At 42.4% G+C, this 14,824-nt stretch carries 16 protein-coding genes; 8 read left to right on the forward strand and 8 right to left on the reverse strand.

Features of this window, described 5'->3' with window-relative positions; all coding sequences use genetic code 11:
* Positions 1-60: 60 nt before the first annotated feature.
* Positions 61-300, forward strand: a complete 240-nt coding sequence (rpmB, locus tag ACST13_RS08750) for a 50S ribosomal protein L28 (protein WP_459461803.1) — start codon at positions 61-63, stop codon at positions 298-300.
* 70 nt (positions 301-370) lie between these two features.
* Positions 371-1,081 (forward strand): HesA/MoeB/ThiF family protein, encoded by a 711-nt coding sequence (locus ACST13_RS08755; protein ID WP_459522816.1) that lies wholly within the window; start codon positions 371-373, stop codon positions 1,079-1,081.
* On the opposite strand, the gene rimO is transcribed toward ACST13_RS08755, so the two are convergent.
* Positions 1,071-2,393 (reverse strand): 30S ribosomal protein S12 methylthiotransferase RimO, encoded by a 1,323-nt coding sequence (gene rimO, locus ACST13_RS08760; RefSeq protein ID WP_459522817.1) that lies wholly within the window; start codon positions 2,391-2,393, stop codon positions 1,071-1,073. The genes ACST13_RS08755 and rimO overlap by 11 nt on opposite strands.
* A 111-nt stretch (positions 2,394-2,504) precedes the next feature.
* On the opposite strand from rimO, the gene ACST13_RS08765 reads away from it, so the two are divergent.
* Entirely contained in the window at positions 2,505-3,212 is a 708-nt protein-coding gene (locus ACST13_RS08765; RefSeq protein ID WP_459522818.1) for a 3-keto-disaccharide hydrolase, read from the forward strand.
* A gap of 53 nt (positions 3,213-3,265) precedes the next feature.
* Here the strand turns inward: ACST13_RS08765 and ACST13_RS08770 are convergent, their stop codons facing one another.
* Positions 3,266-4,273 (reverse strand): SMP-30/gluconolactonase/LRE family protein, encoded by a 1,008-nt coding sequence (locus ACST13_RS08770; RefSeq protein WP_459522819.1) that lies wholly within the window; start codon positions 4,271-4,273, stop codon positions 3,266-3,268.
* A 49-nt stretch (positions 4,274-4,322) separates the two neighbouring features.
* Between ACST13_RS08770 and prmC the strand changes: the two genes are divergently transcribed.
* From prmC to lpcA, 5 genes are read left to right on the forward strand one after another with little or no spacing between them, the layout of a single operon-like run.
* Positions 4,323-5,168: a peptide chain release factor N(5)-glutamine methyltransferase gene (prmC, locus tag ACST13_RS08775; protein WP_459522820.1), complete on the forward strand. Its 846-nt coding sequence runs from the start codon at positions 4,323-4,325 to the stop codon at positions 5,166-5,168.
* Between the two features lie 50 nt (positions 5,169-5,218).
* Complete coding sequence (locus tag ACST13_RS08780) at positions 5,219-5,821, forward strand: LemA family protein (RefSeq protein ID WP_459522821.1); 603 nt, start codon at positions 5,219-5,221, stop codon at positions 5,819-5,821.
* A gap of 2 nt (positions 5,822-5,823) precedes the next feature.
* Positions 5,824-6,246, forward strand: a complete 423-nt coding sequence (locus ACST13_RS08785) for a TPM domain-containing protein (protein WP_459522822.1) — start codon at positions 5,824-5,826, stop codon at positions 6,244-6,246.
* Positions 6,247-6,254: 8 nt separating this feature from the next.
* Positions 6,255-7,001 carry a TPM domain-containing protein gene (locus ACST13_RS08790; RefSeq protein ID WP_459522823.1) on the forward strand — a complete coding sequence of 249 codons (747 nt, stop codon included), beginning with the start codon at positions 6,255-6,257 and terminating at the stop codon, positions 6,999-7,001.
* A 13-nt stretch (positions 7,002-7,014) separates the two neighbouring features.
* A complete protein-coding gene (gene lpcA / locus ACST13_RS08795; protein ID WP_459522824.1) occupies positions 7,015-7,587 on the forward strand; it encodes a D-sedoheptulose 7-phosphate isomerase in 573 nt (190 codons plus the stop codon).
* A gap of 9 nt (positions 7,588-7,596) precedes the next feature.
* Here lpcA and ftsA read toward each other — a convergent pair whose 3' ends face one another.
* The 6 genes from ftsA to murD are packed head-to-tail and all read right to left on the reverse strand — an operon-like array spanning position 7,597 to position 14,725.
* Positions 7,597-8,943 carry a cell division protein FtsA gene (ftsA, locus tag ACST13_RS08800; protein ID WP_459522825.1) on the reverse strand — a complete coding sequence of 449 codons (1,347 nt, stop codon included), beginning with the start codon at positions 8,941-8,943 and terminating at the stop codon, positions 7,597-7,599.
* Positions 8,944-8,988: 45 nt separating this feature from the next.
* Complete coding sequence (locus ACST13_RS08805) at positions 8,989-9,762, reverse strand: cell division protein FtsQ/DivIB (protein ID WP_459522826.1); 774 nt, start codon at positions 9,760-9,762, stop codon at positions 8,989-8,991.
* A gap of 14 nt (positions 9,763-9,776) precedes the next feature.
* Positions 9,777-11,153: a UDP-N-acetylmuramate--L-alanine ligase gene (gene murC / locus ACST13_RS08810; RefSeq protein WP_459522827.1), complete on the reverse strand. Its 1,377-nt coding sequence runs from the start codon at positions 11,151-11,153 to the stop codon at positions 9,777-9,779.
* A complete protein-coding gene (gene murG / locus ACST13_RS08815; protein ID WP_459522828.1) occupies positions 11,150-12,232 on the reverse strand; it encodes an undecaprenyldiphospho-muramoylpentapeptide beta-N-acetylglucosaminyltransferase in 1,083 nt (360 codons plus the stop codon). The genes murC and murG overlap by 4 nt, the downstream gene beginning before the upstream one ends.
* Positions 12,232-13,407: an FtsW/RodA/SpoVE family cell cycle protein gene (locus tag ACST13_RS08820; protein WP_459522829.1), complete on the reverse strand. Its 1,176-nt coding sequence runs from the start codon at positions 13,405-13,407 to the stop codon at positions 12,232-12,234. Before ACST13_RS08820 ends, murG begins: the two co-directional genes overlap by 1 nt.
* On the reverse strand, positions 13,400-14,725 hold the full coding sequence (gene murD, locus ACST13_RS08825) for a UDP-N-acetylmuramoyl-L-alanine--D-glutamate ligase (protein WP_459522830.1): 1,326 nt from the start codon (positions 14,723-14,725) through the stop codon (positions 13,400-13,402). The genes ACST13_RS08820 and murD overlap by 8 nt, the downstream gene beginning before the upstream one ends.
* Positions 14,726-14,824 lie beyond the last annotated feature (99 nt).

A 14,824-nucleotide genomic window follows, 5' to 3' on the forward strand; every position in this document is an offset into this window, starting at 1 on the left:
CAAATTATTTCCTAATTTTGCAATCCCTTTAGGAAAGAACAATATTAAATAAAAAATACTATGGCAAAGGTTTGTCAAATTACAGGACGCAAAACTCAAGTAGGAAACCACGTTTCTCACGCTAATAACAAGACTAAGCGTAAGTTCTACCCGAATTTACAGACTAAGAAATTCTTCTTAGAGTCAGAAGGTGTTTGGGTTCGTATGAAGGTTTGTGCGAAAGCAATTCGCACGATCAACAAGAATGGTTTCGAAAAAACTTTAATCGCTGCAGCTCGTAAGGGTACGTTAAGCGTTTAGTTTTCAAAATAATTACCGAAATTAGCCTTCCTGAAATTCAGGGAGGCTTTTTTTATTTGTACCCACGTATATGTTAAGCGATTTAGAATTCGAACGCTACCGTAAACAACTAAATCTGCCGGAATGGCGGAAAGCGCAGCAATTGCGCCTGAAAGAGGCGTCCATTCTCGTGGTGGGTGCTGGTGGTTTGGGCTGTGGCGCCTTGCCTTATTTAGCAGCGGCTGGTGTGGGATTGATCACGATTCTGGATGCGGACATCATTGAATTATCGAACCTAGCGCGTCAAGTGCTGTATAAAACATCGGATGTGGGAGCGCCAAAGGCTTTTAAGGCAGCGGAGGCATTGCAAGTCTTGAATTCAGCGATTATAATCAAAGGCATCGAGGAGAATTTAACAGCAGAAAACGCAACGGCTTATATCGATCAACACGATCTTATCATCGATTGCACGGATAATTTCAAAACTCGGTATTTGATTAATGATGTGTGTGTGGCTTTGAAAAAGCCATTTGTCTATGGTGCGATTCACGCCTGGGAAGGTCAATTTGCGGTGTTTCATCCGGTGGGCCCGTCGTATCGATCTTTGTTTCCGGTCGAACCGAGTCCTGAAGAAATACCGTCCTGCGATGAAGTAGGAGTTTTAGGCGTATTGCCAGGAATTATCGGTTTATTTCAGGCCAAAGAAGCCATTTTCTACCTAGCCGGCTTCGAATCGCCAGCCCAAAAAGGCCTACTGACATTTGATCTGCGCGATATGCGAATTAGCTCGTTTACGCTATAATATCACCGTATAAGTCGAACTCTTCGGCTTTATTAATCTTCACATTCACAAAATCTCCCAAACGTGCGTATTGTTGCGCCGGAATTAACACTTCGTTATCCACCTCTGGAGAATCGAACTGAGTACGCCCTACGAAGAAGCCGCTCTCTTTGCGATCGACCATCACTTTCAGTGTTTGGCCTACTTTCTCCTGATTTAACTCTTCCGAAATACCTTGTTGTACTGCCATAATCTCATCCGAACGATATTGCTTCACCTCTTCCGGCACATCATCGTTCACTAGGTAAGCATGCGTATTTTCCTCGTGGCTATAATTAAAGATGCCTAAACGATCGAAACGCATACGTTCCACGAAGGAATAAGTTTCCTCAAAGTCCTCTTCTGTTTCCCCTGGATAACCCGAAATCAGAGTCGTTCTTAAAGCGATACCCGGCACTTTTTCGCGAACCGTATGGATTAATTCCTCCGTTTTAGCCCGGGTAATTCCCCGACGCATGTGCTTTAACATGGCGTCAGAACCACTTTGGAGTGGCATGTCAAGGTATTTACAGATATTATCGCGCTCTGCCATGGTATCCAGTATTTCGACTGGAAATCCCGCTGGATAAGCGTATTGCAAGCGGATCCATTCGATGCCATTGACATCAGATAAGCGCTCTAATAATTCTTTTAATTGGCGACCCGATTTGCCGTCCGCTTTTAGGTCTAAGCCGTAAAAAGTAAGGTCTTGGGCGATTAATATCAATTCTTTCGTGCCTTTTTTCGCCAGCAACGAAGCCTCTTTCACTAATTCCTCCATCGGCGTCGATACGTGTTTTCCACGCATTAATGGAATCGCACAGAAACTGCAAGGGCGATCACAACCTTCTGCAATCTTTAAATAGGCATAGTGCGCTGGCGTCGTCAATAAACGCTCGCCCACTAATTCATGCTTATAATCAGCCTTTAAGGCCTTTAGTAAGCGAGGTAATTCATTCGTGCCAAAGAAGGAGTCAACCATCGGAATCTCCCGCTCTAAATCCTCCTTGTAGCGATGGGATAAACAACCCGTCACGTATAATTTATCGATCTTGCCAGCCTGCTTTGCGTCTGCATAGCGCAAAATAGTGTCGATCGATTCTTGTTTGGCATTATCAATAAACCCACAGGTATTAATCACGACGATGTTCGCCTTGTCCTTTTTCGCCTCATGGGTCACCTCTAATCCATTCCCTTTTAATTGGGTGTAGAGTACTTCAGAATCGACAAGATTCTTCGAACAACCGAGGGTGATGATGTTGATGGAGGGCTTTGGGGCTACTTTAGTCTTCATGGATTTTATATCAGCCCGCAATTTACGAAGATTTCAAGCTAAAATTGTCCGCAAGGGATACAATTGTTGCAGACTTTTAGTAGTATTGTAAAAATCATAAACCTTACAAACATGAACAAATTACTTTTGAGTTGCGCGGCGATTTGCTTAGCGTTATCTTCTTTTGGTCAGGTTGCAAACCAACTTTCGAAGGCCGAGAAGAGAAATGGAACTAAAATTTTATTTGACGGTAAAACTTTCACTGGCTGGCATACCTATGGCAAACCAGGTAAAGTAGGGGCATCTTGGACGATTGAAGATGGCATAATTGGATTTGATTTAACTAAAAAAGACGGCGGCGATCTGATTACTGATGCAGCCTATGTGGATTATGATTTCTCGGTGGATTGGAGAATCTCACCTAATGGGAATAGCGGAATTATTTTCAATGTCACAGAAGATGCCGTTAAATACCACAGCACCTATAATACAGGACCTGAAATGCAAGTATTAGATGATGACGGCCATCCGGATGGAAAAATCATCAAACACAATTCAGGAGATTTGTATGATTTAATTAAATCATCAGTGAAGGTAACTAAGCCGGTAGGGGAGTGGAACACGGCACGTATCGTAAATAACAAAGGCTTATTGCAATTGTATTTAAATGGATCGAAAGTCGTAGAAACGCGTACAGATGATGCGAATTGGAAGGCAATGATTGCTGGTTCTAAATTCAAAACAATGCCTGGATTTGGTGTGAATATGCAAGGGCGTATTGCTTTGCAAGATCATGGAAATCCGGTTTGGTACCGAAACATTAAGATCAAAGAATTGTAAAAGAGAAAGGCCTCGATTTTGTGATCGAGGCCTTTTTTTAGGTATCGCTTAGGCTATTTCAGCACTTTCGTCATCGTCTTCACTCTCAACAGATTCATCTTAGAGGTAATAAACAAGGTCGAGCCATCTTCCCCAAAATTTACATTTGAATTCGGGTTCCCCGTCTCGATGCGTCCTAATAATTTCCCAGCTGGGCTGATGATCAAAATTCCCCCTGGCCCAGTCGTCCAAATATTACCCATTTTATCTAGTTTCATCCCATCATAACCTCCACGGATTCCTTGTTTGGCTAATTCGGCAGCATCAAAGAAAACACTAGGTTCGCCCAGGTTTCCGTCCTTGCCCACGTGGAAGGCTAAAATATGTGATTCCTTCGGTTCTGAGGAGCCCACATACAGGATACTTTCGTTTGGGTTCATCGCTAAACCATTGGGTCTAGCCATTTTAGCATATTGCAAACTCATCTCCCCTTTTTTCGTGATGCGGTAGACCCCTTGAAAGGCTATTTCCTTCGCTGGCTCGTCTTTTCCGCGGCCCGGCAGACCATAAGGAGGATCGGTGAAGTAATAATCCCCATTTTTTGCTTGAATGACGTCGTTCGGGCTATTCAGTTTTTTGCCTTCCCATAATCCACTCAGGGATTTTTTTAATTCCGGTTTTCCCAAAGGCATCTCCGCAATTCGTCTATTTCCGTGTTCGGCAGATACCAGGTTCCCTTTTTGGTTTATAATCAAACCATTCGCACCCGGTTCATAAGAATAATACACGGAGCCTGAATAGCCAGATGGCGTCAAATAAAGAACGGCTCCCTTATCCGCGGTCCATTGATAAATTTTATTTTCAGGTACATCTGAGAACAAAAGGTAGTTCCCTTTCTTCACCCAAACCGGGCCTTCCGACCAAGTATAGCCTTCCGCCACAATCTCAATAGGAGTGGCTGGGTCGATCAAGCTTTTAACGGATTCATCATAGACATGAATCTTGCCGATCGTCTTGTATTGTGCATTCACCGTCGACTGGAATCCTAGGATTGTGATGAGCGGTAGTATTAATTTTTTCATAGCGTTTTCATCGGTTTATAATTCGTAAATTTACCCAAATTATCCACAAATGATATCGATTTCTAGTCCTATTCTCCTCCAACAAATCACTGATTCAATTAGTGTTCATTATGAGGCCTCGGAAGCTCGTGCGATCGCTTTTCGCTGCCTTGATCTGGGATGGAATTTGAGCTCTATGGATATCGTACTTAAAAAAGAGGTGGAATTGCCAGCAGATTGGTCGTTGCGAATGGCGCGCCTGGCGGGAGGAGAACCCCTCCAATACGTGATGGGGAAGACCTATTTTCGCGATCATTTATTTTCAGTGAATTCGGATACCTTGATTCCTAGGCCTGAAACCGAGGAGCTAGTGGATCTCGTATTACGTCATGCACCTAAAAATGAATCCGTACTAGATGTAGGAACAGGTTCTGGTTGCATACCTATTTCGTTAAAATTAGAGCGTCCCTCATTGAATGTGGAGGCTTGGGATATTTCAGTAGGGGCACTCGAGGTGGCGCGTCAGAATGCTCTTTTGCTGGGCGCTTCGGTTGAATTTAAACAACAAGATATTTTTACCTGGCCTTCTGCGGAGGGTTCGTGGGATGTAATCGTTTCGAATCCACCGTATGTGACTCAGGACGAGGCCAAAGAGATGGCAAAGCATGTGCTAGACTTTGAACCGCATTTAGCCTTATTTGTGCCTAATGACGATGCCTTGAAATATTATGTGGCGCTGGCTGATTTTGCTCAGGAGCGTTTGCGGGCTGGAGGTTATCTATGTCTAGAAATTAACCAGCATTTTGGAACTCAAACTGTCGAGCTCTTGTTTAGCAAGGGTTTCCAAGAAGTCAAGCTGTTGCAGGACTTTAAAGAAAATGACCGGATGATTGTCGCACAAAAATCAGGTCTTTAATATTTAATAGTTATTTTTGTTTCAAATAAAACCAATTAAAATTTATCAACATGAATAAGACCTTATTAACAGTATTGATTGTTTTGGGAGTTATTGCTCTCGTGATTTTTTGGGGTGTAGGTTCTCGCAATAGCATGGCTACATCGGATCAAGACGTAAAAGCTAAGTGGGCAAACGTTCAAAGTGCCTACCAGCGTCGGGCGGATTTAATTCCTAATCTAGTGAAAACAGTTCAAGGCGTAGCTAATTTCGAGAAATCGACGTTAACAGCGGTGATCGAAGCTCGTGCCAGTGCTACACAAATGAAATTAGACTCGAAGGATTTAAGCCCAGAGAATTTGCAAAAATACCAAGCGGCACAGTCTTCTTTAGGGGGTGCCTTATCGCGTTTGATGGTGGTAGCTGAAAACTATCCGCAATTGAAAGCAACGGAGAACTTCTCTGAATTGCAGGCTCAATTAGAAGGTACAGAAAACCGAATCAAAGAGGAGCGCGATAATTTCAATGCAGCGGTTCAGGGCTATAACACCTTGATCGTTACTTTTCCGAATAGCTTAATCGCGTCGTTCTCTGGATTTGCAGAGAAAGGATTCTTCCAAGCGGATGCTGGATCGGATAAAGCGCCAGAAGTAAACTTTGACGAGAAGAAATAAGGATGTTGTCAGAAGAACACCAAAACCTAATTTTACAAGCCATTCGAGATGCGGAATTAACCACATCTGGAGAAATTCGTGTGCACATTGAAAGTCATTGCGCAGGACATCCGATTGATCGGGCGAAGGAGGTATTCTTTCAATTAGGTATGCAGAAAACGGATTTGCAGAATGGGGTTTTGGTGTATCTGGCGATGAAAGACCGCAAGTATAGTATCATCGGGGATAAAGGAATCGATGCGAAAGTGCCGGCCGAGTTTTGGGAAACCATTCGAGATGAGATGCGGGTTTACTTAGCGAAAAATGAGTTTGGCGCAGGTCTTGCTCATGGTGTGAAGCGCACCGGAGAGGTATTAGCTAACTTTTTCCCTTACGATGCGGGGGATGTCAATGAATTGTCGAACGAAATTTCTTTTGGCATTTAACCCTATATATGCGGAAACTTCTCCTCCTATTCTTACTTTCCTGTTCCTCTATTTTTGCGCAAGAAGGCATTCCCGCAAAACCCAACGGTTTTATTTTAGATGAGGCTGGCCTATTAAATCCGGAAGAGGAAAATGCGCTAGAGCAGAAGATGCGCGGTTATGCAGATTCCACCTCCACCCAATTTGCGATAGTTCTAGTTAATTCCACGAATGGCCGCGATCCTTACGATTACGCGATTGATATAGGGAAAGTCTGGGGTGTAGGCCAAAAAGGCAAAAACAACGGCGTCGTCATCCTGGTAGCCATGCAAGATCGCAAGCTTCGCATCGTGACGGGTCGAGGCATCGAAGATGTTTTACCAGATGCCGTTTGTAAACGAATCATTAATCGAATTTTAAAACCCACCTTCAAGGCAGGGGTCTATTATCAAGGATTAGATGAAGCGACCACCGAAATGATGCGTCGCGCGAGTGGGGAATTTAAAAACGAGGATAGCGGTGAAGAGCCGCAGGGTATTCCTCCCGTTATTATCATTTTCCTCTTATTAATCATCATTTCCATTATCAAGGCTGTACGCAATGGTGGCGGAAAAGGTGGTCCCGGATCTCGCGGAGGCGGCATGTTCTTTCCTCCTATTTTCTTAGGTGGCGGGAATTACGGCAGTGGCGGTGGCTCTGGTGGCGGCGGTGGATTTGATTTTGGCGGCTTTGGCGGAGGGGACTTCGGCGGAGGCGGTGCAGGAGGCAATTTTTAATTATCTTTGTCTTATGAATAATCTGATCACCCAATCCCTTCAAGAATCCCAGCAAGTTCTAGCTGACTTTTTAGCCAACCCAGCGAAGATCGAATCGATCGAAAAGGCGGCTGATGTGCTTGTTAATGCACTAAAAAAAGGGAATAAAATTTTGTCTTGTGGGAACGGTGGAAGCCATTGTGATGCGATGCATTTTGCAGAAGAATTATCAGGTCGCTACCGCGAAAATCGTCCGGCTTTAGCCGCTATGGCGATCTCAGATCCCTCGCACATTTCCTGTGTGAGTAATGACTTTGGTTATAATTATATATTTTCTCGATTTATAGAGGGCCTAGGAAATGCAGGGGATGTTTTAGTAGGAATCTCCACCTCAGGAAATTCGGCTAATATTATCGAAGCCGTAAAAGCAGCTCAGGCTAAAGGAATGGAAGTGATTCTATTAACGGGCAAAGATGGAGGACAATTAGCCTCTTATGGATGCCATGAAATAAGAGTGGACCACTTTGGTTACGCAGATCGCATTCAAGAAATCCACATCAAAGTGATCCACATTTTGATTCAATTGATCGAATCAAAGCTATTCTAAAGAGCTTTTTTAATACGTAGCTTCACCTTCATCTTCTTCACCCATCACGACATCCACCATTTTGCGGAATAAATCACCGATGCGTGGAGCTGGTTTCGAAGTTTTCGATTCAGTATAAGCTGATTCTGTTGCCATTTCTTTCATAGGCACGATAGCCATCTGAGCCTCATCTGCCTCAGCTGTTTCTTGCTGATCGTAATACACTTGAACTAATCCAATTACCGTGGCAAAGGAAGGATCTTTGATTTCTGCGGCAATTTCAGGATTGCTTGAAGAAGCATTAGGATCTCCAATGCGGGCATCTAGGCCGGTGAATTTTTGGAACAATTCATCAATATAAGGCAATTGCGCACCGCCACCGGTTAATACAATCCCTGCTTTCAAATTCTTTAAATCAGCGTGATTCGAAACTTCGGCTACCACAATGGCTGCTAATTCTTTCAAACGCTCTTCAATGATGATGGCTAAGTTCTTCACCGATACCGGCGTTGCCTTACGACCTGCGATTCCCGGAATCAGGACTACTTCACTTACGGGAATGTCTTTCTGAATCGCTGAGCCAAAACGAACTTTTAATGTTTCGGCATGGTCCTTAGAGATATCTAAGCCTGATTGTATATCAGCAGTAAGCAAATCGCCACCCCAGTTTAATACGGTAGCATGCTTTATGCGGTTGTTTTGGAAAATACTGATCTCCGTGGTACCACTACCTAAATCGACTAATACAACGCCTTCCTGCTTTTCTTCTTTGTTCAATACAGAACTCGCCGTAGCTAAAGAACTGAAATACACATTTCCTTTCTTTAAATGCTTCGTTTCAGCAGATTTCAAACATTGTGTTAATAAATCATTCTTGCTTGGATTAGCCGAGATGAATACGAAATCGGCTTGAATTTTTGGGCCTATTTGACCGATAGGATCTAGGGTTTCAGGTAAATTTCCTACCTTAAATCCAATAGGTAAAGTATGTAAAACGCAAGGATTTTTGTCTGCAAAAGTACGCTTAGCTTCCTCAAAAAGGCTCATTACCTCATTGTTCGAAACAGCATCTCTTTCATTTTTTCTTATTTTCGATAAGCTAAAAGGCTGCACTTTAATATGCGATCCTGATAGATTAGAGGAAAAGAAATGATCTGAATTCTTTCCATCTAATACGTGAGAAATTTGACTCATGGCTTCAGAAATAGCTGCCGTCGTTTTATTGATATTAACAATTTCCCCATTTAACACATTATTGCTGTTAACAGAGGTTCCTGTTGCTAAAATTTCTAATCTGCCGCGGTCATTTTGCTTTCCTGCAATAGCTCTAACATGTGAGCTACCAATATCTAAACCAATAATTAAGTCGTTACGCATTATATATTTTTTGTAGAACGAATATTAAATTAAAACATTTGGCCATTATTCGCAAATAACCTGATTCTTATATTTTAGCTGCACCCAGCTATACTTGTTCCACCCTTTATTCGGGATCACTTTTTGATAGAATATGAACAATTTTTTGAACTTATTTTCGATGTTAACCGCTAGGCCAAAATCAATGCGTGTAGTTCCTATCGTCGGAATTAACACGATTCCCCCGTCTTTTGCGACGATAATTTGAGAGATTTGCGCCTTCCAAAAGGCGTTATTTGCAATGTACTGAAAAAAAGGAATCAATGTCTTTCCTCTTTTATCTTGAAGATCGCGTTTCCCATCAAAATAGGGACCGCCAGTCACAAGGATTCGTGGAGTAAACAGCGGACTAGTCCCTATGAATTTCCCGTCTTCTGAAATGTATTGATCCGGAAAGGGCGATGTTCCCATCGTCGAACGGACGATGCGGGCTATCGGTTTATATTCTTTGACCGAAACCGAAATGATGCCGCTGAAATCGTGGTGCGCCTCGCATGATTTAACTAAAGGAATTCGCTTCACGCGATCTTCAATATTTCGCAAAGAAATCTGGGTGATAGGTTTGTCTAAGAAATAGTCTGTGCCTTGTTCTGACACCATTAGTTGAATATCTTTTTTACTCAAAAGCGTCTTTTCATTATCGGAATCGACATTTATCTCCAGACCTTTACAAACGACTTCATTGAAACTTATTTCTGCAAATACGACCGCAGAAAGTACGAGGGTGAATAAAATCACCATCCCGATTACCTGCTTGATTAAAGTCGAATTTGCTTTCATTTTGAAATATTATACTAAGATAAGCTCAATTTTAAATCATTCAAAAGAAGATCAATATCTCCTGCTCCCATCGTCACTAATAAAGCGGGTTTTTTCTCATCGATCACCTGGAGTAAGTCTTTTTTAGAGATAACTTGCTTCTCTTTCAGTTCAATTTTATTCAATAACCAGTCTGAAGTGACGCCTTCAATAGGCAGTTCCCGCGCGGGATAGATGTCTAATAAATAGAGTTCATCTGCGATAGCTAGACTTTTGGCAAAATCCTCCATAAAATCGCGGGTTCTCGAAAATAAATGCGGCTGGAATACCGCTGTAATTTTTACACCTGGATAAAGTGCTTTAACCGAATTCAGACAAGCGGCGATCTCCGTCGGATGATGCGCATAATCATCGATCATGACGTGTTCATCTGATTCTACTTGGTATTCAAAGCGGCGCTTAACCCCTAAGAACGACGCTATACCTGCCTTGATTTCTTCCCCGCTAACTCCCACTTGCATGGCAAGAGCGGCTGCTGCCAGCGCATTTTCAATATTATGAAAGCCCGGAATTCGCATGGGAATATCTTTCACATCGCCACCCGGATAGCTCATATCAAAAATCATTCGGTGATCTTTGATTCGAATGTTATTTGCCTGGAAATCCCCTTGATCGATCCCAAAAGTCGAGCCACCTAAGGCTGATTTTAAACTCAATCCCTTTTTCTGGATAAAGAATCCGTCTGACTTGATTTGGTTTACGAATAATTGGAAACTTTCTACAACAGAATCGCCATCGCCATAAATGTCCAGGTGATCCGCATCGGTGGAAGTTACTACGGCCGCTTGAGGATGTAGGGTTAAAAAAGAGCGATCGTATTCATCCGCCTCTACCACACAAACGATGTTTTCTTTTGACTGGTTTGGGATGAAATTAGTGCCGTAATTCACGGTTATACCACCTAAAAACGCCGTCACATTTTTACCAGCATGAATTAATAAATGCGTCAAAAGGGAGGATGTCGTCGTCTTACCGTGCGTTCCAGCTACCGCTAGGGTAAGGATTTGTTGGGTGATCCAACCTAAAATTTCGGAACGTTTGTAAAGGCGAATTCCTTGTGTTAATAAATAATTCTTCTCGATGTGATCCTTCGGAATCGCTGGGGTATAGATGAATAAACTATGTTCGGTGTCTGAAAGGCAAGCTGTAGGGATTAGATCGACGGAATCTTCATAGTGAATGACCATGCCTTCTTCGGCTAATTTTTTCGTTAGCGGGCTTTCTGTTTTATCATAACCCGCTACCGGGAATCCATTGTGCAAAAACCAGCGTGCGATGGCAGACATACCAATACCTCCAATTCCTAAAAAATAGACTTGTTTTAAATCACTAAGGCTTAACTCTTTTTTCATGCGTGTAAAATGAATTGGGCAATATCATGTGCTGCGTTCGGCTTTGCTAAACGAAGACTATTTTTCTCAATGGAACTTAAGTCAGATTGAATCGCCTTCAGGGCTTCCGTAATTAAAGCTTCCTTCACCTCAGAGTCGCGCACTAAAATGGCTGCATTTTGGGAAACGAGACTTTTCGCGTTCTCCGTTTGGTGGTCTTCTGCGGCGCCAGGTAAAGGGACTAAAATGCTTGCTTTACCGATTAAACAAATCTCTGATACGGAGGACGCTCCGGCTCTGGAGATGACTAAATCAGCCATGGCATAAGCTAAGTCCATTTCGTAGATGAAGGCGGAGACGTAGAGGGAAGGTTGATTTGCAGTAGCTTGCTTTGCGGTGGATTCGAATGCGATTCCTGTTTGCCAAATCACTTGTATTCCCGCTTTCGCTAATCGATCTAATCCGGCTAAGATGCTTTGATTGATACTGAGCGCCCCTTGACTTCCGCCGATGATTAAAATAGTTTTTTTCGCTGGATCTAAGGAGAAATGAGTTGCCGCCTTCGCTTTTTTACCCTTCGCATCGAGTAAGTCTTTTCTAACTGGATTTCCACTCAAGGTGATTTTTTCCGCAGGAAAGAATTTTTCCATACCAAGATAAGCCACGAAAATGTGTTCTGCCTTAGCGGCTAATGCTTTATTCGTTATTCCTGCGAAGGAATTCTGTTCTTGAATGTAATAGGGGATACCTAGAAATCGAGCGGCTAATAACAAAGGCCCAGAGGCATAACCGCCCACGCCTACAGCTACATCTGGTTTGAATTCCCGCAAAATTTTAACGGATAAAAAAAGGCTTTTCAAAAGCTTAAAAGGGAAGAAGAGGTTCTTCCAAACCTGGGTTCTTTGGATACCCACTATCGGTAAACCGATAATCTTAAAGCCAGCTTTAGGTACTTTTTCCATCTCCATTTTTCCTTCCGCACCCACGAATAAAAACGCAATGGACGAGTCAATTTCCTTCATCGCGTTCGCGATTGAAATAGCGGGATAAATATGTCCCCCTGTTCCCCCTCCAGAAATAATGACGCGTTGAATGGACATTAGGCTAGAGCAGTTTGAACAGGTTCAGGATCTTTGTCCTTGCTAACGGCTAAAATTAATCCAATACTAATCGCAGTAAAAATCAAGGACGTACCTCCCGCAGAAATCATGGGCATGGGTTGACCGGTTACCGGACCCGCGTCCACCGCTACTAACATGTTAATGAAAGCCTGGAAAACAATGGAGAATGTTAACCCAGCGGATAGCAATCCGCCAAAAGGTTTATTGCTATACTGAATGGCTTTCGCCCCTCGATACATAAAGATGAGGAAGAGGATCGGAATAGCTAGACCGCCCACGATACCATATTCTTCAATAATGATGGCATACACGAAATCGGATTCGGCCTGAGATAAGATAAAGCGTTGTTGGCTTTTTCCAGGTCCTTTCGGGTGAATGGCTCCAGTGGAAATAGCATAAAGACTATTCGTAATTTGGTAGTCCTCGTTTTTAGCAGCCTTATTTACTTTTGTTTCATTCTTGCCTATACGTTGAACAAAGTTCTCCATTCGAGTTTTTACTGTTTGGGCTCTTTGGCCAATGCCCAATCCAACTACAGTCACAGCTAAAACGCCAACCGCTACAATAATGGCGATAATTTGCTTCGCCGGAACACGACCAAAATACATCAGAATACAACTGGTGAAAAAAATCAAAACACTCGTCGAAAAGTTTGAAAGCATAATTAGGAAGCACGAAATGCCGATTTTAAAAAGCATTCGAATGAACATCACGTAATTATATGATTCGGGGTCAGCTTGTTTAGAGGAGAAATCTTTAGCGAGACTCGTGATGAGGCATAATTTAACCATATCTGATGGCATAAAGGAGATAGGCCCTAGGTTCACCCAGCGATTTGCACCCCCTATTTTTGGCCCAAATAATAGGGCAATTAGTACTAATCCCCAAGATAGAATTAAGGCTAAATCACTAAATTTAGCCACTCTACTATAATTTGATTTAGAGAAGAAGGACATTAAATAAAAGGATATGCCTAAAATGGCTAAAGTTTTGACAAAACTGGAAAGCGGCTCAAGCGGCCCATCCATCGTCAGTTTTGCTTTAGCAGAAAACTGAATTACTAAACCAAACGCGTTTAAAATAAACACGATCAACCAAATCTTGTAATCCCCCTTTAGATGCTCCTGAAAAAAGGCCTTGATTTTACTATCCATGGATCAAACGTTTTAGAGTGTTCTTAAATTGATCTCCTCGATCTTCATAATTCTTAAACAAATCAAAGCTAGCACAAGCTGGAGAAAGCAACACAACATCACCTTCGCTCGCCCATTCCATACTTTTATGAATAGCGGCCTCTAATTGATCTGTCGAAAAAAGCTTCGGAACGATAGCACTAAAATGACTCTCTAATTTCGAATTATCTGTCCCTAGACAGATCAAACCTTTCACTTTTTCTTTTACTAAGGCATCTAAGACTTCATATTCATTCCCTTTGTCTACACCTCCCATGAGAAGAATCAAAGGTTGCTTATAGCTATTTAGGGCATAAAAAACGGCATCCACATTGGTGGCCTTGGAATCATTAATGAATTCAACCCCTTTCCATAACCCACATGATTCTAATCGGTGCGGGGCATTTTCAAATAAGGGAAGGGACTGAAGGATTTGCGGGAAGGTTAGCCCCGCCTCATGTGCTGCTAAAATAGCAACTGACATATTGATGGCATTGTGTGGGCCATTCAATGGAGCATCAGCTAAAACTAATTCAGCGCCATCGAATTGAATTTTTTCGGCCGAAATAAAAGCATCCGCTTTTTGATGAAAACTGACGGTTTTTAACCGCGCATTGGATGGCATTTTAGCTGAGTGAGCTTTAATCACTTCATCATCTGCCCAAAGCACACAGCTCGTTTTAGCACCCGCGTTTTGGAAAATACGGAACTTCGAGGCAATGTAATTTTCAAATTTATACTCGTAGCGATCTAAGTGATCGGGGGTGATATTTAATAATACAGCGACATCTGGTTGGAATTGAAAGCAGCGGTCTAATTGAAAACTGGAGATCTCTAGCACATAAATATCATGTTGATCTTCCATCACTTTCTTGGCAAAGCTCTGTCCAATATTTCCCGCCAAACCCACTTTTAGACCTGCTGATTTCAAGAAATGGTAAGTCAATAAGGTTGTTGTTGTTTTACCATTTGATCCGGTGATAGCGATAATTTTCGCCTTCGTGTATCGCGAGGCGAATTCAATCTCAGATATAAGCGAAATCCCCTTTGCTTTAATGGCCTTTACGATATCCGTTTTCTCCGGAATCCCAGGGCTGATGATGATTTCATCCGAATTCAAAATACGGTCTAAACTATGTTCGCCCGTCTCGAATTCAATTTGATTTTCACGTAATGTCTGTTGGTGATTTTCTTTTAGCGATCCAGCATCGGACAAAAACACGGCAAATCCCTTTGATTTAGCTAATAAAGCGGCTCCTACACCACTTTCTCCTCCACCTAAGATGCTAATTAACGCCATTCTCGACTAAAATTTTCAGAATTTGAATTCAACTACAAGTTAGAAAATGTAGCGCATTCTATCAAAGAAATTGAGCGTAGAGACGATAATTTTCATGAC

The sequence above is a fragment of the Aquirufa sp. A-Brett2-W8 genome (assembly GCF_054558755.1).